Source organism: Acinetobacter nematophilus (assembly GCF_026344175.1).
Taxonomy (GTDB): domain Bacteria; phylum Pseudomonadota; class Gammaproteobacteria; order Pseudomonadales; family Moraxellaceae; genus Acinetobacter; species Acinetobacter nematophilus.
Window position 1 is genome coordinate 171108 of the sequence record NZ_JAPKMY010000003.1, and the last position, 23668, is coordinate 194775.

Genomic DNA, 23668 nt, shown 5'->3' on the forward strand with positions numbered 1-23668 from the left:
ATACCGACAATAACTAAACAAGAAACTACAGCGCAACGGAAAAGCCCTAAGAGTAATCTTAGGGCTTTTTCATATATCCAGCTTTCTGATATTAAACCAATTCTGTTTCAGTACGATCTGTACCAAATAAAGCACGGCGCTGTGCTTTCGGGATTTTGGGACAATTAGTGGAAATTTGATAAAGTGTTTGCGCCAATGCAGGAATATGAGTGCCCATGACCGCTTTTCCTGTATTTAAAATACTGACACTAATATCGCGTTGTGGATCAGCCCAGCATAAGATATTGGAAAATCCAAGATGACCAAATGCTTGTCCTGTCATTGGACCAAAAATACCCAAAGGATTACTGCCGAGCATTGGACCTAATGCATAGCGCATAGGTGCCAGTAGTGTTCGATCAATATTGGTGGTGGATGTTGGTAGCGTTGCCCGGAAAACGGTCTCAGGGCTCATGATTTGTTTGCCTTGATATTCGCCACCATTTAACAGCATTTCAAAAAATCGATTGGCTTGTTCTGCACTGGTATAAATGTTGCCAGCAGGGCAGACCGTATCCATAAAGCGTGGATCATTGGTCACATCTACAGCAAGTTGTAATCCACCACCTAAAACATGGTTTAAATATAAATCGGTTCCAAGTTTAGGGTGTACACCTGTCGGATAATTCAGCGCAACTTGATCACGATATTCAGGTCTTAAACCATAATTGAAAAACTGCATATCCATCGGTTTTTCAATGTGTTCGTGTAAGAATTGACGGATATCTTGTCCAGTCACACGCTCAATCAACTCGCCTAGGATATAACCTGCTGTGACTGCATGATAAGCTAAATGTGAGCCTGCAGGCGAAATCGGCTGGGCAGCATAGAGATACTGCAAAATTTGATCTTTATCAAATAACAATTCTGGTGTGACTTCCATTTCTATGCGTGGAATGCCACCACGATGCGACAGTAAATGAAAGATTGTGGCACGACGTTTGCCATTTTGTGCATATTCAGGAATGTAATAACTGATCGGGTCCAATAAGTTGATCTCACCTGTCTCATCCAACATGTGAATCAATATTGCGGTAATCATTTTAGAGGCCGAAAATAGGCAGATCGGTGTATCTGGATTGGCAATGACCGCATTTTTTGCCAGACCGTCTGCCGAGTTTCCCGAAGCGTGCCCCAAACTGCGGTTCAGCATGATTTGCCCTTTGCGTCTTAAACACATACTGATTAGGGGGTGATTACCTGTTTGATAAAGGTGTTCAATACTCTGCCAGATTTTATCGACTTGTTTTGCTGTCATTCCCCCCAGTTCAGGATGAACTTCATTTTTACTGCTGGTGATACTGCCCAAATCCTTGGGAACAAAACAGGTATTGGTCGAAAATAGCTTCACAATCTTTTTCCATGCTTATTTTTATTCAGAACAAGTGTGAACTGAGTCGAGATAAATGTCTGTGTCCGAATTGCCATGTGCTGTGTAAAAAAAGTGCAATATATTTTTAAGCAAGTCAGGATCAATTGATAAGGCAGGCAAAGCTCAGTCATGTTCCGCCAAGATCATTGTTTTGTAATATGTTAAAGAGATGATTTCATGGAATCTCAGCTGATTGATATTCAGTGAATAAGATTGCTTGGTATGAAATGCACGATATTTTTGCAATCTCAACATACTTCCTTTAAAATAAGCGACTGCTGTAGTGATGCACGGCAGTTGAATTGATTTTGAAGAATCAATTTGATTTGTATCAAATATTTAAATTAAGCATCTCGGAGAAATCGAATGGCTTTAACAAACGCAGATCGCGCAGAGATCGTTGCAAAATTCGCTCGTGCTGAAAATGACACTGGTTCACCAGAAGTACAAGTTGCTTTATTGACTGCTCAAATCAATGATTTGCAAGGTCACTTTAAAGAACACAAACATGACCATCACAGCCGTCGTGGTTTGATCCGTATGGTTAACCAACGTCGTAAGCTTCTTGACTATCTTAAAGGTAAAGATGCTACTCGTTATAGCGATTTGATTGCTGCTTTAGGTTTACGTCGTTAATTCGATTTAAACTTTTATTTTCGGATTATTGCATGCTGAATGCTGTATTGATGAAAACTAAAGTCTATCCAGTATTTACTGGATAAAAGGGAAGGGGCGAATATTCGCTCCTTCTTCGTGTTTAAAATTAGTCTAAATAAAGATTTATTGTCTAGTGAGGTCGGCTTCTAAGCTTTGTCATTTATGTAATTGATATGAATGCCAAACCTTAGGGGTCTCCACTAGAATAAAATTAGGAAACAAAAATACATGTCAATGTTTAATGTTATTCGTAAAGAATTTCAATATGGTCAACATCAAGTTGTATTAGAAACAGGTCGTGTTGCTCGTCAAGCAAACACTGTTCTGATCACAATGGGTGGCGTAACAGTACTGGTTGCTGTTGTTGCACAACCTACTGCTAAAGCGGGACAAGACTTCTTCCCACTAACAGTAAACTATCAAGAAAAACAATATGCTGCAGGCCGTATCCCAGGTGGTTATGGTAAGCGTGAAGGCCGTGCTTCAGAGTCAGAAACTTTAATTTCTCGTCTTATTGACCGCCCGATTCGTCCATTGTTCCCTGAAGGTTACTATAACGAAATCCAAGTCACTGCTACGGTTGTTTCTTCTGATAAAACAATGGAAGCGGATATCGCAGCCATGTTGGGTACTTCAGCAGCTTTAGCCATTGCAGGTACACCATTCCGTGGTCCAATCGGTGGTGCACGCGTGGGTTTAATCAACGGTGAATATGTACTTAACCCGAACTTGGAACAACTTGCTCAATCTGATCTTGATCTTGTTGTTGCGGGTACAGAATCTGCGGTATTGATGGTTGAATCTGAAGCGAAAGAGCTTTCAGAAGACCAAATGCTGGGTGCTGTGCTTTTCGGTCATGACGAAATGCAAATTGCAATCCAAGCAATCAAAGAGTTTGCAGCAGCAGCGGGTGCAACTGAGTCTACATGGGTAGCACCAGTTAAAAATGAAGATCTTCGTGCAAAATTAAAAGACGCATTTGAAGCGAAAATTTCTGAAGCATATACCATTGCGGTTAAACATGACCGTTATGCGGCATTAGATGCTTTACAAGTTGAGGCTGTTGCGCAGTTTGTTCCAGAAGAAGATGTGGATGGTATCGCTGACGACTTAAATGAACTTTTTGAAGATCTAAAATACCGTACAGTGCGTGACAATATCCTTTCTGGTAAACCACGTATCGACGGTCGAGATACCAAAACTGTCCGTGCATTGGATGTACAGGTAGGTGTGCTGGATCGTGCTCATGGTTCAGCATTGTTTACACGTGGTGAAACTCAGGCGTTGGTAACAACAACTTTGGGTAATACACGTGACGCGTTGATGGTGGATACTTTAGCGGGTACAAAAACTGACAACTTCATGTTGCACTATAACTTCCCTGCATACTCTGTAGGTGAAACAGGTCGTGAATCGGGCCCTAAACGTCGTGAAATTGGTCATGGTCGTTTAGCACGCCGTGGTGTTCAAGCTGTACTTCCGCCAGTAGATCGTTTCCCATATGTGATTCGCATTGTATCTGACATTACTGAGTCAAACGGTTCATCTTCAATGGCTTCTGTTTGTGGTGCTTCTTTATCACTTATGGATGCAGGTGTTCCACTTAAGGCGCCAGTTGCAGGTATTGCAATGGGACTTGTAAAAGAAGGTGAGCGTTTTGCTGTACTTTCTGACATCTTGGGTGATGAAGACCATTTAGGTGATATGGACTTTAAAGTCGCAGGTTCTGCGAACGGTATTACTGCACTTCAAATGGACATTAAAATTGAAGGCATCACTGAAGAAATCATGGAAGTTGCATTGAATCAGGCATATGCAGGTCGTATGCACATTTTGAATGCAATGAACCAAGTGATTTCACGTGCTCGTCCTGAAATTTCAATGCATGCGCCAACATTCCAGGTAATCAACATCAATCCTGACAAGATTCGTGATGTTATCGGTAAAGGTGGTGCGACAATTCGTCAAATTACTGAAGAAACCAAAGCTGCAATTGATATTGAAGACAACGGTACAGTACGTGTATTTGGTGAAACTAAAGCAGCTGCTCAAGCCGCGATTGCTAAAATCCAAGCACTTACAGCTGAAGTTGAACCAGGTAAAATCTACCCGGGTAAAGTCATTCGTATCGTTGAATTCGGTGCATTTGTCAATATTATGCCTGGTACCGATGGTTTGCTTCACATTTCACAAATTTCAAATGAACGTGTTGCCAATGTGACTGACATTTTGAGTGAAGGCCAAGATGTTAAAGTTCAGGTTGCTGATGTAGACAATCGTGGTCGTATTAAATTGACCATGAAAGATGTAGACCAAGCATAATCTGGCTAAAATTTAATAAAAAAAGTCCGCCTTGCGCTTTGCCAAAGTAACAACTTTGGCTTGCTCAGGGCGTTTTTTATGGCATGATGCATAACAATAAAGATCAATAATCACTGTAAATATGCAAAGCTTTTATTTTTTCCAACATACTGATGAACCTTATACCTGTATACAGAAAGAGCCTATTTTCAATGCGGAACAGCAGTTTGTTTGGGTAGACTGTACACGCGAAGATGTGGTCAATCGTGCTGATCAGTGGCAAAAAGAAATTTATAGTGATACAGAAATCCACCTCAATGAATATCATATTCGAGATATTTTAAACATTGAGCATCCATGTGCTTTTGATGCGATGGAGGATTATGATTTATTGATTTTTCGTAAACTGATTACACCTGATGATCAGATTAACAGTGGAGACACTGCATTAGAACAACATGATCGTGTTTTTGGTCTTGCGACATCTCCAGTCAGTTTTATTATTACTCCACAAGCTTTAATCACAGTCCATGAACAGGGGAATCATGCTTTTGAAAGTTATTTGGCGCGTATTCTGAATATCATGAATAAGGACTTAGATGAGCAAAATAAGCCACGTAAGCTTCCAACAACACCTCTTGATCTAGCCCTGCGTTTACTCAATAGCATGATTGACGGTTATTTGGATCTGCGTAATCCACTTTCCCGTCGTGTAGAGTTTTGGCAACAAGAACTTTTACAGGGTAATCGACGCTTTACCAAGTGGCACCAGCTCTTTCAAGAGAATATGGTATTTCAGCAAATTGAAAACCTATGTGAAGAGCAAATAGATTCTTTACAGGAGCTTCGAGATGAGATCGTTGAAAATTATGCACATTTAAAAGGAAAAAAACGTACCGAAAAGCAGGATATTATTCTGGTTCGGGTCGATGATTTGGTGAGCCATGTTGAACGTATTCAAAAGTATACTGTACGATTGAGTACCGCGATTCAAACTGCAATTGATCTGCATTTTTCAGCCATTGCCAATCAAACCAATGAGAATATGCGAATCCTCGCCATTATTACTGCCGTATTTGCACCACTCACCTTATTAACTGGCGTTTATGGGATGAATTTTGAATTCATCCCGGGTTTACGAAGTCCGATGGGATTCTGGATCATGCTCGGGGTTATGTTGGCGTGTACGATTGGTCTATTGGTCTACTTTTACCGCCGTCATCTGGTGGGACGTGGTGAAAGAAGTGTGATTGATATGTTGGCACAGCAGCATAAAAATCAACATGTGAATTTATTGTGGTTTCTGGATTATGAACCCATCAAGCAAACCATGAAAGAAGTTGAAAAAATCACAAAACTGAAATAATCCCGCATTATTCTGGTTGAGGATTGACCTGCGATGTTTTTTGTAAAATCAAATAGAGCTGATCTTTTAATCTTAGTTTTTTGCGTTTAAGTTGTTCAATGTTTTCATGAATATGATTGAGGGGATCAAGCTCAAGATGACTGATTTCTCGATCCAGTTCATCATGATCCAATAACAGTTTGGCAAAATGTGGATCTTCTTGTTTTAGTGTACACATGAGATCACGATATTCTGGGAACATGTGTTTCAACTTTTTATTCATTACTTTCGAATTCATTAGCGCCTGTAACCTCTTGCAAAAAAATTCTAACAATCAAACAAAAACGGAAAGACAAGTTATGCATCATGACAGGTTAAATATTAACCTGTCACTAGGTATTAACAAATTGAAATGAATTAGTGAGCATGCAGGTGAAGGTGTTTAACTTGTTTGCGTAATTGTTGAACCTCGTCAAGTAAATCCATCATCATCGCGACAGCAGAGAGGCTGGCTTCAAAATCGCGTTGTAAACGATACGCCCGACGTGCACGTGAAATATCTTCTCCAAAAAATTGATGAATACGATTTTCCGGACGTGCAGGTAAGATCTCATATTCCAATAATTGCAAAATCCATTCAGGGCTTTGACCACAGGCTTCGGCAAAATGTTTGAGATCCAGATTTATATTTTCATCTACGATTTCCGCGTCATGGAAACCGTCATAGACAATTTCACGATATTGAATGGTTGTCATGATTGCTCTCCTTTAGCATCGTTATATATGCAGTGATAAACTATGAACGTGGGTGAAAGTCATTAAAAGCATCTGCAAAATCTTGATATGCTTTTTGCTGTTGGTCTGTCGTGACTTTGGGGTAAACAATATTGATCACCAAATAAAGATGCCCTGGTGTCTTATTGGGTATTCCTTTGTCTTTTAGACGTAACTGTTGATCATTTTTGGCATTTTTAGGCACCGTCACTTTGACTTTACCAGCAGGGGTATCAATTTCAATACTTTGACCAAGTGCTGCTTCCCAAGGCGTGATATCAACCGTGTAGTAAACATCTGCCCCTTCAACGCGAATGCGGTCTGTGTCTTGATATTGAATTTCAATATACAGATCACCATTTTCACCACCATTGATACCCGCTTGACCTTGTTTGGACAGACGAATTTGCTGTCCTTCTTTCATACCTTTCGGGATTTTAACCTGTAGTGTTTTACGCTGTACTTCAGGCTCACCATAAGCATTGTAAGTGGGAATCTGCAGGGTAATGCTTTGGGTTGCACCTTCATAACCAATATTTACAGGAATTTGAATGCTGGCATGTTGATCTTCGCCACGATAACTGCGTTGCTGTTGAGCGCCTCTTTGACCAAAATCCTGTGAGCGACCACCACCGAAGCCACTGCCAAATCGACCAAACAGGTCCTCAAATCCACTGAAATCCTGTCCACCACTTTGACTATAACTGCGATGGAACTGGCTGCCATCAAAACCACCCTGTCCTGAGGATTGTCCACCAAAGCCACCGGCATTTGCATAGGGATTGTCTAGCTCAAAATCATACTGTTTTTTCTTTTCTTCATTGCTTAAAGTGTCGTAAGCCACATTGATGGCTTGCATTTTTGCTTCAGCATCCGCTTCTTTGCTCACATCAGGATGATATTTGCGAGCCAACTTTCGATATGCCTTTTTTATTTCATCTGGTGTCGCAGTTCGAGAAACACCTAAATCTTCGTAATAGTTTTTTGCCATAGTTCAGGTCATTATTTTGTTTAACTTTATTCTATTTTTATGCCTTTTTTTAGACAGATGGAAGAGCAACTTAGTGTGGTTATTGTTTCAAAACTTATTTTTGAGTCATCTAGGCATCATAGTGAGTAAAAATGTTTTTAGGATAAAAAGGGCATAAGACGTGATAAGGCTTTATGTCAATCTAATATTCATCGAAAAATAAATACCTTTAAAAAAATATTGAACATGTAGGTTTTATTGGGGAGATTGTAAAAAGCACCGAAGCGCTTTTTACAAATTCAAAGCAATTATTCAATTCTGACCCAAGTTTGAGATCGGCCCAATAATGAAATTCCAATATATCCACGCAGCGTTAATCGGTTGCCCTTAGGATTAATTTTAATTTTGCCTGAATAGACATTGCCTGATAGTGGATCGAGAACATGCCCTGCAACGTATTCACTTGGATTATCTGGGCTTTGTTTAAAGTCATCAATAATTTTCAAGCCAACGATGGGCGCATCTTTAAGATTGCCCTTGCATTTATGACAATAACCCACTAAAGGGCTGTTGGGTAAAGGGCGGGTATTATAAATTTTACCGCTATAAGTACCATTTGGATTTTTACTGATTTCAACGTCTGCACGAGAGTAGCCAGTTTTATCATCAATCGCTTTCCATTTACCAGTAAGATCTGCTGCTTGGGTTAAACCTGTAAAGAGTAGGCAACTGAGCATGACGTGTGCTTTTATTTTCATTGAACATCCTTGTGATGAATTGAGATAGAATAAAAAAAGAGCAAAATATTTTGCTCTTTTTTAAATTAAAATCAATAGGTTAAAGGATTAAAAAATCAAATATAAATCCATGGAATGTCGATCAATTAACTTAAATGCTCACCAAAGAGATTCAATGCTTCTTTTGCCGTGAACTGATATTTTTTATTGCAGAATTGGCAATCCATTTCGATTGGATTTTGGATTTCCAAAGTTTCCTTCACTGCATCCAAACCAATTTGAATCAATGCATTTTTACATTTATCACGTGAACAAGTGCAGTTAAATTGAAGCTGTTCAACATCAGGTAGACGCACTTCTTCTTCATTATATAAACGGTAAAGGATTTCTTGTGCCGTTAAGTCGGTCAACTCTTCAGGTTTAAGGGTTTGGGTCAACATAATCAAACGTGGCCACAAATCTTCATCTACACGTTGTTGTTCTTCTTCATTATTACGTGGTAATAACTGAATCAGTAATCCCCCCGCATTGTGATGCGTACTTGCCAATACAATACGTGTTGGAATTTGTGCAGAAAGGTCATAGTACTGCATCAAGCAACCGGCAAGGGTAGGTTGATCCAGAGGAACAATCCCCTGATAGCGTTCACCGAATTCAGGTTCAATGTTGATAAATAAAACAGGCTGTTGCAGTGTGCTCAACACTGTACTGCTGTCTTCACTCAACATAAAGTGTGGATCTTCTTCATAATCTGCAAGTGCACGTACATCACCTAAATGATTACACTCCGCCATTGCCCATTTAAATGTACCTTGAGCTTGGATTTGTAAGCTAATACGTCCTTTTATTTTTAATGTGCTTGCCAACAATGCAGTAGCACTCAACATTTCACCGAGTAAGATGCGCACAGCAGGCGCATAATTACGTTGTGACAAAATGGTTTGTAGAGCAGTATCCAAATGCACAATCTCACCACGCACAGGGCTATCTTCAATATAAAAACGTTGACGTAAATCAGACATAAAATTCTCCAAATCCCTGTTTAGATGGTGACGATATTATAAATCACAAGTTCATTTCACCCTAAAAACGCTGCTTCTTAAAGTTAATTTTCGTCATCACGGGCAATATTGATACGATCATACTGAGGAGATGCTTTTTCAGCTTGAGTTGCAGGTCGTTCTAGACCTGATTCATCCAGATCCGGCATATCTTTATATTTTTCTAAATTTTGATGTTCTACTTGAGCATCACTTTCAAATAGGTGTTCAAGTTCGGAAATGAAATCACGGTAACTTTCAAAAACTTTTTGCTCATCAGTATAAATGCGCTGTTGGCGTGCCAAAAGTTCTTCATCATAGTTTCTAAACAATTCTACACTTTTATAGGCTTCTTCTTTACTCATGCCTAATTCACAGAGTGTTCGATAGCCCATACCCAAAGAGGTTAAATACGTTTCGCGCCATATATGTTTTACACCCACATCTCGAAGCAGGTGCATATGATAACGGTCACGAGCACGCACTAATAATGTCAGATGAGGGTAGTTCAATAGAATATGGCGCGAAACATTCATTGAGTCCTCAACATCGTCAATTGCCAAAACAAAAACTTTGGCCTGTTCTATCCCAGCTGAACGTAATAAATCAGGTTGTGTTACATCACCATAATATAAGGTACCGCCATAACGTCGAACAAAGTCAATTTGCTGTAGATTGTTGTCAATTGCGGTAAACGTAAAATGACGAATACGTGCCAAACGTGCGACGATTTGTCCAACCCGACCAAATCCCGCAATAATTAAGGCAGGATGCTCATTAGGAATATCATCATATTTAGGTACAGTATTCTTATTGATCAAAGGCAATAGCCAACTGCTTACCAGCCAAAATACAATGGGTGTGAAAATCATAGACAACGTTACAATCAAGGTGATCGGTTCCAAGATTGCTTCAGTAAGTACTTTTTCACTCTTGGCGACATTCAAAACCACAAATGCAAATTCACCACCTTGAGCCAAACAGGTTGCAACCATCAAGCTGTTGGTCCAAGTCATTTTTTTATAGCGTGCAATGGCAAGCATGGTCAGCAATTTGATCAGGATTAAACCAATTGCCCCGCCAACGATCAACAGTGGCATGTCTAGAATTAATGAGATCTGTGTAGTCATGCCCACCGTCATAAAGAAAAGACCGAGCAATAAGCCTTTAAATGGCGCAATACTGGCTTCAAGTTCGTGACGGAATTCTGAGTCTGCCAGCAATACCCCTGTTAAAAATGCACCTAATGTTGTGCTGATCCCCAAAGTATCCATTAATAAAACCACACCCAGAACGATAAACAATCCTACTGCGGTGATGAGTTCTGTAGCCCCACTTTTTGCCACAAAACGGAAAAATGGACGCATGACATAACGGCTAAATAGAAATAAACCTGTGAATGTTGCCACTATTGCAGCAAAGTAAGCTACACCATGATGACTGGATTCACTGCCTGCCAAAAGCGGAATGATCGCAAGCAGAGGAATAGCAGCTATGTCCTGAAAAAGCAAAATAGAGAAAGACTGTTGACCGTGAGTGGTGTTGAGTTGTTGTTTTTCTTCCAAAAGCTGTAAAACAAAAGCAGTTGATGACAAAGCTAGAGCAAAGCCGATAACAAAACTGGCTGGAAGTGATTGTTGAAAGAGCAAAAAGAGAGTGCCCATCAGCACCACACCTGTCAAAATGACCTGTAAACTCCCCATCACAAAAATCGACTGACGCATTTCCCATAAGCGCTGCGGACGAAGTTCCAAACCAATCAGAAACATCAGCAGAATCACGCCAAACTCAGCGAGATGCATGATTTCTTCTGGGTCATTGGCAATATTCAGTGCGCTTGGACCGAGCAATATTCCTGTAAATAAATAACCCAGCACAGTTGCAATGCCGAATTTTTTCCCAAGGGGAACAAGGATTAGAGCTGCACCAAGAAAAATGGTGATTTGGAGTAACAATGACATTCACGTGCCTTACATTATTTTCTTTCTCAGGAAATTGTAGCTTGATTTTGTGACTGACTTGGAGATATTTATTGAGAAAATGCTTTTTATATTAACCAAAAATAAAAGATCTGAAATCTCAGGAATAAATATAAAGTTTTGAACTGAATGTTCAAACAGCGCAAATCAGTCATTTTCTAAAATAATTCAAGCCATATGAGCAAATTAAAGATTTCATGATATTTCTTATTGAGATTAAAGCACTTGATTGGCTTTCAATGGAGCAACTTTCTCAATATGAATGCAAATTTTTGAAGAACATAATCAGTAAACATCTTTGGCAAGCGTATCGATACTGGATATTTTAGAGGACTTTGACTTTACTGATTTTTATACTCCGTTGAATCAAGAGCATTCTGCTTACAAATACGAGCAACAGCCAGATTATCTTCAGTCATCAAAAGTTAATTCATTGTATCTTATAGATATATAAATGAATTTTCATAAAAATTTCAAATGGGTTTGTTTAAGTACGATTTGAAAAAAAAAGTGTAAGTTGGACAATTCTTCATATTTGATTGAAGAATCAGATTGACATAAGTTTAAGTCTGTTAAGCCTATCATTATACAAAACTTTCTTCTTCAATCATTTAACTCAATTCCTGCGGATCAACATCTATCGTTACTTTCATTGTAGAAGGTTTTTGCTGTAGCAATACTGGCCACCATTGATGGATATAAAAATGCATCTTTGCTCGATCCTGTGAAAGCAATACCACATGTGCTTGGTAACGACCTGCTTTACGTTCCATTGGGGCTGGAATCGGTCCCCAAATATCAATTAAATGATCTTCTGACATTTGACGAAGCAATTGCGTCATTTCAGTGAGAAACTTTAAATTTTCTTCCTGATGCTTGGATTCACACCGAATCAAGCTGGCATAACGAAAAGGAGGAAGCAAAGCCGCTTGACGATCTTTTAAAGTTTGCTTGGCAAAGGTTCGATAGTCATGGTGAATCAAAGTATTTAATAAAGGATGATCAGGTCGAAGTGTCTGTAAATAGACCTCACCTTTGTTTTCTCCACGACCTGCCCGACCTGCAACTTGAATAATCAATTGAGCTGTACGCTCTGTTGCTCGAAAGTCGACACTGAGTAAACCTGCATCAATGTCCAATATCGCAACCAAGGTGACATAAGGGAAATGATGTCCTTTGGCGAGCATCTGGGTGCCAAGTAAAATCGTAGGTTCGCTTTTTTGAATTTGATCATAGATTTTCTGCCAACTGCCGACACGGCTGGTTGAATCCCGATCAACCCGAAGAACGGGAAAATGAGGGAATAATTCAGTTAAGGTTTCTTCAACCTTTGCTGTTCCCATACCGATGGGTTTTAATTGTTGTTGGTTGCATTGTGGGCAGGCATCGGTCAGACGATTAATCGTCCCACAGTGATGGCAGTGTAAATGCTGATAAGGTTTCACATGTAAGGTAAAGTGTGCATCACAATTTGGGCAGTTGGCTTGCCATCCACAACTTTCACAGATCAATACAGGTGCATAACCGCGACGATTTAAAAAGATTAAGACCTGTTCTTTTTTCTCTAAACGTTTTTTTATCTCGCTGATGAGAACATCGCTTAAGCCATGCTGCTTTTTTGCAACTTTTAAATCAATCAAGTGCATTTTCGGCATAATCGCGGCGCCTGCACGCTGATTTAATTCAATACGCGTCAGCTTTTCTTGACGAGCCAGATAATAACTTTCAATACTGGGTGTGGCAGATCCTAAAACGATCGGACAATTTTCTAGATGAGCACGATATAACGCAACATCACGGGCATGGTAGCGGAAGCCTTCTTGTTGCTTAAATGAAAGATCATGCTCCTCGTCCAGAATGATTAAACCGAGGTTCGGCAAAGGCGTATAAATCGCAGAACGCGTACCCAAAATAATGGAGGCTTTACCTGTTTGAGCATGTTGCCACGCTTGTAAACGTTTGCTGTCATTTAAACCGGAGTGAAGTAATGCAATATTACAATGAAAGCGTGACTGAAAACGGCTGATGGTTTGCGGGGTTAAGCCTATTTCAGGAACTAAAACAAGCACTTGTTTGCCTTGTTTTAAAATTTCATGCATTACTTGTAAATAAACTTCGGTTTTACCACTTCCCGTTAAACCATCCAACAAAAATGCCTGATATTTCTTTTGGGCTTTTAGAATAGTTTGAATGGCTTTCTTTTGGTCTTCATTGGGTGTAAGTGGCATCTGTGCCAATTGAACTGGCTCAGGCTCAATATTTTGTGGTTCAAGAGCAAATTGAATAATTGCTTTTTTCTCAAGCACTTTTAATGTTGCTGTTTCAATACCACTCAGATTCAGAATATTTTCCTGTGTCCCTTTCGGATGCAGTTTAAGAATTTTATAAGCATCTTGTTGTTTTTCGGAACGCTTTACTTTGTCTTCAGCATTTAAATCAACCACTTTCCAAATACGTGCCAGTAAATCATAAGGTTTACCTTGGCGTAATAGTGTGGGGAGGGCAGTTTGAATCACTTCACCAATTGGAAATTGGTAATATTGTGATGACCATGTCAATAAATTTAAAACTTTACTGTCTAGAATGGCGTGATCATCTAATAGTTCAGTAATTGTTTTGAGTTTAAAATGCGAATCTACAGGTTCATCAACAGATATTTTTTTTACAATCACGCCAACAAGGTTTTGTCGTCCGAAAGACACTGCTACACGTGCACCGACTTCCGCTTGTGCATACTGTTCAGCACTCACTTGATAGTCAAAACAGTCATTCAAATATACTGGAACAGCAACTTGAACACGATAAATAATTTGTGTTGTGGCAATGGTATTCGGCATTTTAAATTCAGTGGCTCATTAATTTAGTGAGGCTGTGATGAAATTGTTTCATGTCCATATTCGGCTTGTGTTAGAGTGTAACCGTCATTGATAGACATGAATATGAATGATTTATAGGGTATGACGCAACAGCGTAATCAAAAAATTTGGGAAAATTAGAGCATAACAATGCCAGCATATCAATTTACTGCGCTTGATGCTTCAGGAAAGCAGCATAAAGGCGTGTTAGAAGGCGATTCAGCACGTCAGATCCGTCAACAATTACGGGATAAAGAATGGATTCCCGTAAGCGTAGATGCTGTGGAACAAAAAGACAAAAATAAAAGTTCGGGTTTGTTTCAACGTAAATTCTCAGCCTATGATTTGGCACTCATGACACGCCAGCTTTCTGTTTTGGTTGCTGCTGCAATTCCACTTGAGGAAGCTTTACGTGCCGTTGCCAAACAAAGTGAAAAAGTGTACGTGCAAAATCTTTTACTTTCTGTACGTTCCAAAGTTCTAGAAGGGCATTCCTTGGCACAAGCGATGCAACAAATAGGGCGTTTCCCTGATTTATATATTGCGACAATTGCTGCGGGTGAACGTTCAGGACATTTAGACTTAATTCTAGACCAACTTGCAGACTACACGGAAAACCGTTTTGCGATGCAAAAGAAAATTCAAGGTGCAATGATCTATCCGATTATTCTGATGTTTATGTCTTTTGCAATCGTTATGGGCTTGATGACTTATGTTGTTCCAGACATCGTCAAAACATTTGACCAAAGCAAACAGGCTTTACCTTGGATTACGGTGGCTTTGATGAAAGCCAGTGAAATTATCCGACAGGCTTGGCCATTTATGTTGGTGACCAGTGTGGTGGGAATCTTCTTATTGATTCGTTTCTTGCGAACATCTGCAGGGCATTATGCTTTTGATCGTTTAACACTCAAACTGCCATTAATTGGTAAATTATCTCGTGGTATAAATGCCGCACGTTTTGCCAGTACCTTATCCATTCTCACTCAATCAGGCGTGCCGTTGGTCGATGCTTTAAAAATTGGTGCAGCTGTGAGCAGTAATTGGGTCATTCGTGATGCAGTCAATGTTGCTGCTGAGAAAGTGACAGAAGGTGGGAATTTAGCAACGCAATTGGAGCGCTGTGGTTATTTCCCCCCAATGATGGTACAAATGATTAAAAGCGGTGAGGCTTCTGGTGAGTTGGATCGAATGTTAAGTCGTGCATCGGATATGCAGGATCGAGAAGTATCTTCATTTATTTCAACTTTATTGGCCTTATTGGAACCGTTAATGTTGGTATTTATGGCGGGTATTGTTTTAGTGATTGTAATTGCGGTCATGTTGCCAATCGTCAATATGAACAATATGATTTAAGCCAATTATTTTTATAAAGAATAGAGAGTAAGTAGATGCTACGTAAGATGAAAGGGACTCGTCAGTCTGGTTTTACCTTAATTGAAGTGATGGTTGTGATTGTGATTTTAGGTGTGCTTGCCGCTTTAATCGTGCCGAATGTGATGGGACGTGGAGAAAAAGCCAAAGTTGATACCACAAAGATTACTTTAAAAGGTGTGGCAGGCGCGCTTGATCAATATAAACTGGACAATGGTCATTATCCGAACAGCCAAGAAGGTGGTTTAGATGCCTTGGTCAACCAACCTGCAACAGCAAAGAACTGGTTGCCAGGTGGTTATGTTAAAGGTGGTTATCCGAAAGACAGCTGGGAAAATGATATTCAATATGTCATTCCAGGTTCAGAAGGTCGTAAGTTTGATTTATATTCTTTTGGGGCCGACGGTAAACAGGGTGGCGAAGGAAACGATGCTGATATTTATTACCAGCCATAATTAAAATTAAAAAGTATTTTCGAAATACTTTATGGAATTAATCACTTCACTTTATCGAGTTAATAAATGTGGAGTGAAGTGATAATATTTCTTATTTGATAAAATATTTTTAAGTTGTTGAAATTTAATAATTACATAAAATAATTGATGTTTGAGATTTATAATAAGAATTATTCCCATATTTGATAGTTACAAGAATGTTAAATTGTGAATAAAAATAGACTTTTTATTTAGTTAAAAGCTTGCATAATAGTTCTCAAGGCAATTTAAATTGCTTGGAGGATGAGATGAAAGCATTATTATTATCAGATGAAATTAGCCAATTTCATTGGACGGTGCTCAAATCTGTTCTTTTAATTTTGAGCTTATTGCCCATTAGCCAGTTTTTTTTAAATCTTTGGCAAAATGCCGATGCCAGCAGTCAAATCATGATTGGGTTTATGGCGATTAGCGTATTTAGTGCATTATCTATTATCAGTTTTTATAATGCTTTAAATTTAACGGTGATTCAGTTAAAAACTGAATTCTCATCATTATTAGAACAATATTTAGTACGTTCATACCGTTATGTTCCAATGCTGTTTCTAGCAGCTATGTTGTCATATTTAGTTTTAGTGGCTCAAATTTAATGAGTGCGTTAAAACCGAGGAAATATCCTCGGTTTTTTTGTTTCTGTGTTTTAACAATTTTGATAAAAAACTAAAATTTTATTCAATCAAGATGGTTGAACAATAAGCGTGGTAATTTTACGCACAATCGGTAAAACCAGAAGCAATACTGGAAAGGCAATCAGCCATGAGATTCCCCACGCTGAAATCCAGGTCTGTGCGGAAAAATTGTCGAAACCCATGCTTCTCAACGTACTAATACATGACACGATAAAGGTCATAATAATAGACAGAAAAAAAGGCAGAACAATTGAGGCGTAACGATTTGGAATTTTTCTTAAATGAAAAGAAGTAGATTGAGATTTTTGCATTTACTACTCCGTAAACCAACAAACGCCAGTGCCGTCTCAAAATATTCAAATTTTGATAAAAATAGCTCCAAGCATTGTTGGAGGTATGTTGGCACGTTGATTGACGTAAACGTTTACGGCTTTATGATCAGCACAGTGAATGTAGCACAAAATGAGAAACTGTAGAAAGAAAAATCAGTGAATGGCTGATCAGATATAGAGACATATAATTGAATCAGATTCGCCTTTTAAACATTTTATGAATTGAATAATTGTCCCTTTTAAATGATTGATTGTCTGTTTTATATAAGATTGTTGGATTTGAATCTATTTAAGATAGGGGGTATTTACAGCAAAGAATAGAAAGAGGGAAAAACGAATGCAACAAATTGAATGGAATGACTTTGTAAAAGTGGAATTACGTGTAGGAAAAATTATTCAAGCAGAGGTGTTTGAGAAAGCGCGCAATCCTGCCTATATTTTACATGTCGATTTTGGAGTAGAGATCGGTGTTAAAAAATCCAGTGCGCAGATTACCCAACTTTATCAGCCTGAAAACTTAATTGGAAAGTTGGTGGTTGCTGTGATTAATTTCCCAAAGAAACAAATTGGTCCTATTCAATCTGAGTGTTTAGTGACAGGTTTTCATAATCAAGATGGGCATGTTGCCTTGTGTGTCCCAGATTTAGATGTGCCTTTGGGGACCAAGTTACTTTAATTATGATATATCCGTACCAAAAACACCTCCTTTATGATGCATAGAGAAGGTGTTTTGATGCGATTGAGGACTGTTTTAGCGTCGTGCTTTAAAACTGATATCAACTGCTTTAGGACGATAAAACCAACCTAAAATTAACAATAAAAGTGATAAAATCAGAATCGGGTAATCACTAAAACGGGTATACCAAGTTTCACCTTGCATTGCGGGTAAATCCCCACGTAGAACGGCTTTCTGATCTACAGGTGCTTGTTTAACAATATGTCCATTGTGGTCAATAAACGCGGTTACGCCTGTGTTGGTGGCACGAATAAACCAGCGTCCATTCTCTTTGGCACGCATTTGCACCATTTGCAAATGTTGTAATGGTCCTGCTGTTCCTGTAAACCACGCATCATTCGAAACCGTCACTAAAAAGTCACTGTTGATCGCATTGCGACGGGTGAGGTTCGGGTAGGCCACTTCATAGCAAATTGCAGCGGCTAAATCATGTCCTTTGATATTAAAAGGCTTTTGATTCGATGCACCTTGAGAAAAGCCACTCATCGATGGATCGTTCTGCAAAGCAGGTAAGACCCAAGAGAGTAGTCCAGAAAGTGGAATGTACTCACCAAAAGGCACTAAACGCTGTTTTTTGTATAACCCTGAAGAATCTGCACCAGACGCCATCATGCTGTTGTAATACATTGGATAGCCATTCTTTTGTGATTCTTTCAAATCCCAATAAGGAATCCCTGTTACCCATGCTGTACCCGAGCTTTTGGCTTGCTGATCCATCAAACCCAAAAATTGTTCAATATCTGTTTGAAACAAGGGAATGGATGATTCCGGCCAAACAATAAGGTCTCTACCCCATTCAGTACGACTTAAGTTGACATAGATTTCTAGAGTTTTGACTTGGTACTCGGTTAACCATTTTAAATCTTGAGGAATATTACCCTGAATGAGCGATACAGAGAGTGGTTTTTCAGCTTTCGGTTGTACAAAAGTGATAAAAGAAGCTCCCCAAGCGCCAAGTAAAACAACAAGCGCTGGAACAACCCAAAACACTTTCCTATTCAGGATTTCGACCACGGCACAGGCAAGAAGAATAACGGCAAAAGACACCGCAAATACACCAAATAAAGGCGCATAACTATCTAAGAATCGTTCAGTGAATGCATATCCGGCAAATAACCATGGAAAACCGGTGAACACCCATGTTTTAGACCATTCAAAGATAATCCAAAGCGGTGTAAATGTTAATGGTGTTTCAGGGAAAAATCTGCGATAAACCCATGTCTGAACCGCTGTAAACAGCCCCATCACGAAAGCCATCACAGCAATCATCAGTACACTCAGTACAGCGTTGGTATCGCCATAAACGTGGATGGAGGTATAAAGCCAAAATGCACCGACAAACCAGAGCCCAAAGCCGTAACTCAATCCAATCGCAAAGGCCTGCCGAGGAGAGCGACCTTTTAAGCAGGCATACAGCAAAGCAGGTGATAAAATCGCCAGCCACCACCAATAATAAGGTGCAAGAGCTAAGCTAAACACTGCACCTGAGATTAATGAGATGGCTAAGGGGAAAATAAGAGGCAATTGTTTTTGTTGTTGTGATGAATTTAACAGTTTGTCAAAATATGCTCTCATTTACGTACAGCTCGAATCAGATGAATAGTGCGGGCATCTGCTTCAACAATGGTAAATTGCCAATCTTCAAGTTCGACCACTTGACCTTGAAGATCACTCACTAATCCAATTTCCTGAAGCAGCAATCCGCCCATAGTTTCTACTTCATCATCAGAAAATTCAGCATCTAAAACATTGTTAAAGTGTTCAATTGGTGTAAGTGCTTGCACAATCCATGCATTGGCGATGCTATGGGTGGTATCAGGAATGATAAATTGTGCTTCTTCATCGGCATTGTCATGCTCATCTTCAATTTCGCCAACAATTTCTTCAAGAATATCTTCCAAAGTCACCAAACCAGCAGTTGAACCATATTCATCAATGACAATCGCAATATGAGTCTGGGTATTTTTTAACATTCTCAAAACTTGATCTGATCGCGCACTTTCAGGGACGAATAAAGGCTGGCGCATTAATGCATGAACATCTACACCAGAACTACGATTGGTTAAAAATGGCAATAGATCTTTGGCCAATAAAATCCCGACCACGTTTTCAGGTTGATCAGAGGAGAAAACTGGAAAACGTGAATGTGCGGACTCAATCAGCACATCTAAAATATCAAGAAGTTGGTCGTCTTCTTGCAAGCTCACCATCGCTGTGCGAGGGGTCATCACTTCACGAATTTTTGTGGCAGGAAGGTCTAACACGCCCTCTAACATTGCCACAGTATCGGGTTCTAAAAAACGACGTGAATCTTGTACTAATTTTAGCAGTTCATCGCGGGTTTCTGGTGCTGTACCTAACCATTTGCGTAAGCCACGCATTCCCCACGACGGGCCTGATTCCTCGTGCATGATCTTTCCTAAAGACTCTTAATATCTAGTAAATGTTTTTTTATCATACCGAAGAAAATACAGATGTCTATCTATTAAATAAGGTAAATAGATGAATGCATGCGTCATTTTTACAGAGATATAACAAGCCTTATTGATTATTTGAGTTTGTGTTAAAATCTTGGACTGATTTAGCTTTTTTGAGATGAGATATGTCTGAACCATTGCCTACAGCAAACATTCAATTAAATACTCGTGGCTTGCGTTGTCCTGAGCCTGTAATGATGTTGCATCAAGCAATTCGGAAATCTAAATCTGGCGATGTCGTAGAAGTTTTTGCGACAGATAATTCAACCTCTTGGGATATTCCTAAGTTTTGTATGCATTTAGGACATGAGTTGATACTACAGGAAGAAATTTTGGATGATGCAGGCAATAAAGAATTTCATTATCTCGTCAAAAAAGGTTAATTCTTAAACAATAGTGAAATCATAGAACCTTCGTTGAGGCAGATGCATAAACATAATTTTATTGTTTTTATCAAGTGCATCTGGCTAGCTATATTCAACAGCTCATCAATGTTTAAAAGCCAATTAACAAGTAAACATCTATATAAAGTTGAATACAAAAATGAGAGATAAAGCTTTTAAAAATAATTGATAATTGTGACAGAGATTTTGATAAATTCTTTCTAAAATCAATTACAAATGAGAGCATCTAGAAAGCTGGATAATTTTTGCACTTGGTTTTAGTTATTTTATATATTTGATAAATATAAGAAAATATTAAATTTTACAAATTTTCAATGGCAGTTTTTTGACTTTTGAGTATAATCTAAACACATTTTTTAATAATAATTAAATCATTCTAATGAATAGTTTAGTCAATAGTATTTATAAAGTATTGGATCAGTTCGGATTAACCGCTCAAAAAAGAGCTTTGCACATTCAGTTTAGCAATCCTGATCTGACCGCCCAAGTGTTTCTGCAACGCATCGATGGACAACATGCCATCAATCAAGGCGTGTCTGTGGAATTGATCTGTCTTGCGACCTCCGCAAATATTCCTCTCAAACAATTTATCGGTTGCCAAGCTGCAATCGACCAAGTCACCGACCGAGGGCAACTGTTCCGTACTACAGGCATCATTACCGAAGCTGCGCAGGGGCAGAGTGATGGTGCATTGACGGTCTATAAGCTTAAGCTTGAAGATGCGACTTCACTGTGGCACAAACGCCGTAATAGCAGAGTGTTTATGAATAAGTCAGTGATTCAAGTCATTGAAACAATTCATAAAGAATGGCAGCAAAAAAGTCCGCTGTTTGCTGCGAGCCTGAGTTTAGACAAAACTGGGCTAAGCAAAGACTACGATGTTCGTCCCTTGATTATACAGATGAACGAAAGCGACCACGATCTACTCACTCGTTTGATGAGAAGTGAAAATTTAAGCTGGTTGATTGATGAAGCAAAACTTAATGTTGCCAATATTTCAGCACCGATCCAAGCCCAAAAACTACGTTTAATTGATGACAACAGCCAATATACTGCGCTAGAACGCAGAAACATCCGCTTCCACCGCAGCAGTGCAGTAGAAACCCTAGACACGATTACATCATTTACAGGTATACGTTCACTCCAACCGACTTCAGTACATATTCACCGTTGGCAAGCCGATATTCTTGAAACCGAAGAAGGTGCAGGCAATGTACAAAGCAAGCATCAGCACAGTGACCAGTACGACAATGCCAGTCTAGGCTTAGAACAAGTCTGGCACTTTAGCCCTGCATGGATTCCTGATCTGAATGGGGAAGATGGTGCAACCCCATCAGGCAACTGTCAGATCGAACGCTTTAACCAAAACCTCAGCAACTACTACGATGCCCAAGCCAAACAATTCACGGCAATATCGACGGTACGAGATGCACAAGTTGGCTATTACCTTGAGCTAAAAGGGCATCCTCAAATCGATCAAAAAGATTCTGCCGATCAGCAGTTCTTGATCATCTCCAAAACCTTTTATAACCAAAATAATTTACCCAAAGACCTCAACGAACAAATTAATCGTTTAGTTGAACAAAGCCATTGGCAGCTTACCAATATCACCACAAACAACAGTGAAGAACGCCAAGCCAATCAACTGATCTTACAACGCAGAAACATCAGCACAGCACCAGAATACAACCCACTCAAACACCGTCCAGTGGCGTATCCACAACGCGCCAAAGTGGTTGGTCCGAGTGGAGAAGAAATCCATGTGGATGAATGGGGACGCATCAAGGTTCGCTTCCTGTTTACCCGCAATGAAGACCACAGTCACGATGGTGGTGCAGGCTCGAATGACAATGATACCGACTCAGCTTGGGTTGATGTATTGACCCCCTGGGCAGGCGAAGGTTATGGAGCTCGCTTCCTACCGAGGATTGGGGAGATTGTTGTTATCGACTTCTTTGATGGCAACATTGACAGACCATTTGTGGTGGGTCGAATCCATGAAGCACAACGCAGCCCGAGCAAGTTTGATGACCAAGGCAAGTTGCCCGATACCAAGAAATTGGCAGGGATTAAAAGCAAGGAATATCAGGGTAGTGGCTATAACCAACTGAGATTTGATGATACTACCAACCAGATCAGCAGTCAGTTGCACAGTAGTCATAGCGCAAGCCAACTCAATCTCGGCAATCTCAGCCATCCAAAAGAAACAGAGAGTAGTGACGGGCGAGGAGAAGGCTTTGAGCTGAGGACGGACCAATGGGGTGCTATACGCGCAGGGCAAGGTTTACTGCTGAGTACCCATGCACAAGATGGCGCATCAGGCAATCATCTTGATGCGACAGAAGCTAAAAGTCAGCTAGAAAGTAATCTGAACAATGCCAAAGCCTTAAGTGAAGTTGCCAAGAACCAACAGACGGATCCTTTGGAAAATTTAGATTATTTGAAGTCATTTATTTCAGATTTGGAAAAAGAACAGTCTGATGAATCCAAAGATCAAGCCGATTCATTTAAGCAAGCCTTGATGGTTTTAGCATCTCCAAACTCAATTGCATTATCAAGCAATGAAGACATTCATCTTTCTGCTGATAAACAAATCAGTCATAGTGCAGGTGATAGCATCAATCTGAGCACACAAAAGAATTTGTTGGTGCATGCACAAAACAAGATCAGTATGTTTGCGGCACAGGAAGGCGCAAGGCTTTATGCAGGAAAGGGAAAAGTAGAGATCCAAGCACAAGGGGATGGTGCAGATTTGATCGCCCGAAAAGGCATTCAGATTATTTCGACTGAAGATCGTATTGAATTTATCGCCAGTAAGAAAATTGTGTTAATTGCTGATGGTACAAAAATTGAGATTGGTGGTGCAGGTGTTTTACCAACCACGTCAGGTAAGTTTGAAGTCAAAGCTGGACAACATAAGTTTTTGGGTGGGCAGAGCGTTAACTTTGAGATTCCTTTTCTGCCAAATACAAATATATATTCTCATCAATTTATTTTAAAGAATAACAGAGGTGAGATAATGCCAAATACTAAGTATGTATTGAAAGGTGAAAATGGGAAATTAATTAAAGGCATAACAGATAAAGATGGTAAAACAAATAGATTTTACACATCTGAAAAGGAAAATTTTAGTTTAGATCTGGAATTATAATA

The 23668-nt window shown here is 39.5% G+C and carries 20 protein-coding genes; 9 read left to right on the forward strand and 11 right to left on the reverse strand.

Annotated elements, in window-relative coordinates; all coding sequences use genetic code 11:
- Positions 1-91: 91 nt before the first annotated feature.
- The gene (locus OSH00_RS07830; RefSeq protein ID WP_266129971.1) at positions 92-1390 is read right to left on the reverse strand and encodes a serine hydrolase domain-containing protein; all 1299 of its coding nucleotides are present in this window, start codon (positions 1388-1390) and stop codon (positions 92-94) included.
- Positions 1391-1777: 387 nt separating this feature from the next.
- On the opposite strand from OSH00_RS07830, the gene rpsO reads away from it, so the two are divergent.
- The 3 genes from rpsO (at position 1778) to OSH00_RS07845 (ending at position 5735) form a co-directional block, all read left to right on the forward strand.
- The gene (gene rpsO, locus OSH00_RS07835; RefSeq protein ID WP_004725514.1) at positions 1778-2047 is read left to right on the forward strand and encodes a 30S ribosomal protein S15; all 270 of its coding nucleotides are present in this window, start codon (positions 1778-1780) and stop codon (positions 2045-2047) included.
- A 255-nt stretch (positions 2048-2302) separates the two neighbouring features.
- On the forward strand, positions 2303-4390 hold the full coding sequence (gene pnp / locus OSH00_RS07840) for a polyribonucleotide nucleotidyltransferase (protein WP_266130151.1): 2088 nt from the start codon (positions 2303-2305) through the stop codon (positions 4388-4390).
- 121 nt (positions 4391-4511) lie between these two features.
- Positions 4512-5735, forward strand: coding sequence for a magnesium transporter CorA family protein (locus tag OSH00_RS07845; protein ID WP_266129972.1), 1224 nt, complete (start codon positions 4512-4514; stop codon positions 5733-5735).
- A gap of 7 nt (positions 5736-5742) precedes the next feature.
- Here the strand turns inward: OSH00_RS07845 and OSH00_RS07850 are convergent, their stop codons facing one another.
- The 7 genes from OSH00_RS07850 to OSH00_RS07880 form a co-directional block, all read right to left on the reverse strand.
- Complete coding sequence (locus tag OSH00_RS07850; RefSeq protein WP_196075514.1) at positions 5743-6012, reverse strand: HP1242/YdcH family protein; 270 nt, start codon at positions 6010-6012, stop codon at positions 5743-5745.
- A gap of 119 nt (positions 6013-6131) precedes the next feature.
- Entirely contained in the window at positions 6132-6470 is a 339-nt protein-coding gene (locus tag OSH00_RS07855) for a chaperone modulator CbpM (RefSeq protein ID WP_009587211.1), read from the reverse strand.
- 40 nt (positions 6471-6510) lie between these two features.
- On the reverse strand, positions 6511-7479 hold the full coding sequence (locus OSH00_RS07860) for a DnaJ C-terminal domain-containing protein (protein WP_266129973.1): 969 nt from the start codon (positions 7477-7479) through the stop codon (positions 6511-6513).
- A 287-nt stretch (positions 7480-7766) separates the two neighbouring features.
- Positions 7767-8216: a DUF2147 domain-containing protein gene (locus tag OSH00_RS07865; RefSeq protein WP_196075512.1), complete on the reverse strand. Its 450-nt coding sequence runs from the start codon at positions 8214-8216 to the stop codon at positions 7767-7769.
- A 125-nt stretch (positions 8217-8341) separates the two neighbouring features.
- Positions 8342-9217, reverse strand: a complete 876-nt coding sequence (hslO, locus tag OSH00_RS07870) for an Hsp33 family molecular chaperone HslO (protein WP_196075511.1) — start codon at positions 9215-9217, stop codon at positions 8342-8344.
- An 83-nt stretch (positions 9218-9300) separates the two neighbouring features.
- Positions 9301-11196 (reverse strand): monovalent cation:proton antiporter-2 (CPA2) family protein, encoded by a 1896-nt coding sequence (locus OSH00_RS07875; RefSeq protein ID WP_266129974.1) that lies wholly within the window; start codon positions 11194-11196, stop codon positions 9301-9303.
- Positions 11197-11825: 629 nt separating this feature from the next.
- The gene (locus tag OSH00_RS07880; protein ID WP_266129975.1) at positions 11826-14051 is read right to left on the reverse strand and encodes a primosomal protein N'; all 2226 of its coding nucleotides are present in this window, start codon (positions 14049-14051) and stop codon (positions 11826-11828) included.
- Positions 14052-14219: 168 nt separating this feature from the next.
- Between OSH00_RS07880 and gspF the strand changes: the two genes are divergently transcribed.
- From gspF to OSH00_RS07895, 3 genes are all read left to right on the forward strand, one after another.
- On the forward strand, positions 14220-15425 hold the full coding sequence (gspF, locus tag OSH00_RS07885; protein WP_266129976.1) for a type II secretion system inner membrane protein GspF: 1206 nt from the start codon (positions 14220-14222) through the stop codon (positions 15423-15425).
- A 35-nt stretch (positions 15426-15460) separates the two neighbouring features.
- On the forward strand, positions 15461-15898 hold the full coding sequence (gene gspG / locus OSH00_RS07890) for a type II secretion system major pseudopilin GspG (protein ID WP_266129977.1): 438 nt from the start codon (positions 15461-15463) through the stop codon (positions 15896-15898).
- 287 nt (positions 15899-16185) lie between these two features.
- Positions 16186-16527, forward strand: a complete 342-nt coding sequence (locus OSH00_RS07895) for a hypothetical protein (RefSeq protein WP_266129978.1) — start codon at positions 16186-16188, stop codon at positions 16525-16527.
- 86 nt (positions 16528-16613) lie between these two features.
- Here OSH00_RS07895 and OSH00_RS07900 read toward each other — a convergent pair whose 3' ends face one another.
- Positions 16614-16877 (reverse strand): DUF2798 domain-containing protein, encoded by a 264-nt coding sequence (locus tag OSH00_RS07900; RefSeq protein WP_266129979.1) that lies wholly within the window; start codon positions 16875-16877, stop codon positions 16614-16616.
- A 358-nt stretch (positions 16878-17235) separates the two neighbouring features.
- Between OSH00_RS07900 and OSH00_RS07905 the strand changes: the two genes are divergently transcribed.
- Complete coding sequence (locus tag OSH00_RS07905; protein ID WP_196076991.1) at positions 17236-17574, forward strand: tRNA-binding protein; 339 nt, start codon at positions 17236-17238, stop codon at positions 17572-17574.
- Between the two features lie 75 nt (positions 17575-17649).
- On the opposite strand, the gene lnt is transcribed toward OSH00_RS07905, so the two are convergent.
- Both lnt and OSH00_RS07915 read right to left on the reverse strand, forming a co-directional pair.
- Positions 17650-19209, reverse strand: coding sequence for an apolipoprotein N-acyltransferase (gene lnt / locus OSH00_RS07910; RefSeq protein ID WP_266129980.1), 1560 nt, complete (start codon positions 19207-19209; stop codon positions 17650-17652).
- Positions 19206-20045, reverse strand: coding sequence for an HlyC/CorC family transporter (locus OSH00_RS07915; RefSeq protein ID WP_266129981.1), 840 nt, complete (start codon positions 20043-20045; stop codon positions 19206-19208). Before OSH00_RS07915 ends, lnt begins: the two co-directional genes overlap by 4 nt.
- Before the next feature lie 191 nt (positions 20046-20236).
- Here OSH00_RS07915 and tusA point away from each other — a divergent pair, with 191 nt between their 5' ends.
- Both tusA and OSH00_RS07925 read left to right on the forward strand, forming a co-directional pair.
- Complete coding sequence (gene tusA, locus OSH00_RS07920; RefSeq protein ID WP_266129982.1) at positions 20237-20494, forward strand: sulfurtransferase TusA; 258 nt, start codon at positions 20237-20239, stop codon at positions 20492-20494.
- 400 nt (positions 20495-20894) lie between these two features.
- Positions 20895-23666, forward strand: coding sequence for a type VI secretion system Vgr family protein (locus tag OSH00_RS07925; protein WP_266129983.1), 2772 nt, complete (start codon positions 20895-20897; stop codon positions 23664-23666).
- Positions 23667-23668 lie beyond the last annotated feature (2 nt).

Bases quoted from the DNA above. Each gene is read 5' to 3' on its own strand.
- rpsO (WP_004725514.1), top strand. From the start codon at position 1,778: ATGGCTTTAACAAACGCAGATCGCGCAGAGATCGTTGCAAAATTCGCT.
- pnp (WP_266130151.1), top strand. From the start codon at position 2,303: ATGTTTAATGTTATTCGTAAAGAATTTCAATATGGTCAACATCAAGTT.
- OSH00_RS07845 (WP_266129972.1), top strand. From the start codon at position 4,512: ATGCAAAGCTTTTATTTTTTCCAACATACTGATGAACCTTATACCTGT.
- OSH00_RS07850 (WP_196075514.1), bottom strand. From the start codon at position 6,012: ATGAATTCGAAAGTAATGAATAAAAAGTTGAAACACATGTTCCCAGAA.
- OSH00_RS07855 (WP_009587211.1), bottom strand. From the start codon at position 6,470: ATGACAACCATTCAATATCGTGAAATTGTCTATGACGGTTTCCATGAC.
- OSH00_RS07860 (WP_266129973.1), bottom strand. From the start codon at position 7,479: ATGGCAAAAAACTATTACGAAGATTTAGGTGTTTCTCGAACTGCGACA.
- OSH00_RS07865 (WP_196075512.1), bottom strand. From the start codon at position 8,216: ATGAAAATAAAAGCACACGTCATGCTCAGTTGCCTACTCTTTACAGGT.
- hslO (WP_196075511.1), bottom strand. From the start codon at position 9,217: ATGTCTGATTTACGTCAACGTTTTTATATTGAAGATAGCCCTGTGCGT.
- OSH00_RS07875 (WP_266129974.1), bottom strand. From the start codon at position 11,196: ATGTCATTGTTACTCCAAATCACCATTTTTCTTGGTGCAGCTCTAATC.
- OSH00_RS07880 (WP_266129975.1), bottom strand. From the start codon at position 14,051: ATGCCGAATACCATTGCCACAACACAAATTATTTATCGTGTTCAAGTT.
- gspF (WP_266129976.1), top strand. From the start codon at position 14,220: ATGCCAGCATATCAATTTACTGCGCTTGATGCTTCAGGAAAGCAGCAT.
- gspG (WP_266129977.1), top strand. From the start codon at position 15,461: ATGCTACGTAAGATGAAAGGGACTCGTCAGTCTGGTTTTACCTTAATT.
- OSH00_RS07895 (WP_266129978.1), top strand. From the start codon at position 16,186: ATGAAAGCATTATTATTATCAGATGAAATTAGCCAATTTCATTGGACG.
- OSH00_RS07900 (WP_266129979.1), bottom strand. From the start codon at position 16,877: ATGCAAAAATCTCAATCTACTTCTTTTCATTTAAGAAAAATTCCAAAT.
- OSH00_RS07905 (WP_196076991.1), top strand. From the start codon at position 17,236: ATGCAACAAATTGAATGGAATGACTTTGTAAAAGTGGAATTACGTGTA.
- lnt (WP_266129980.1), bottom strand. From the start codon at position 19,209: ATGAGAGCATATTTTGACAAACTGTTAAATTCATCACAACAACAAAAA.
- OSH00_RS07915 (WP_266129981.1), bottom strand. From the start codon at position 20,045: ATGCACGAGGAATCAGGCCCGTCGTGGGGAATGCGTGGCTTACGCAAA.
- tusA (WP_266129982.1), top strand. From the start codon at position 20,237: ATGTCTGAACCATTGCCTACAGCAAACATTCAATTAAATACTCGTGGC.
- OSH00_RS07925 (WP_266129983.1), top strand. From the start codon at position 20,895: ATGAATAGTTTAGTCAATAGTATTTATAAAGTATTGGATCAGTTCGGA.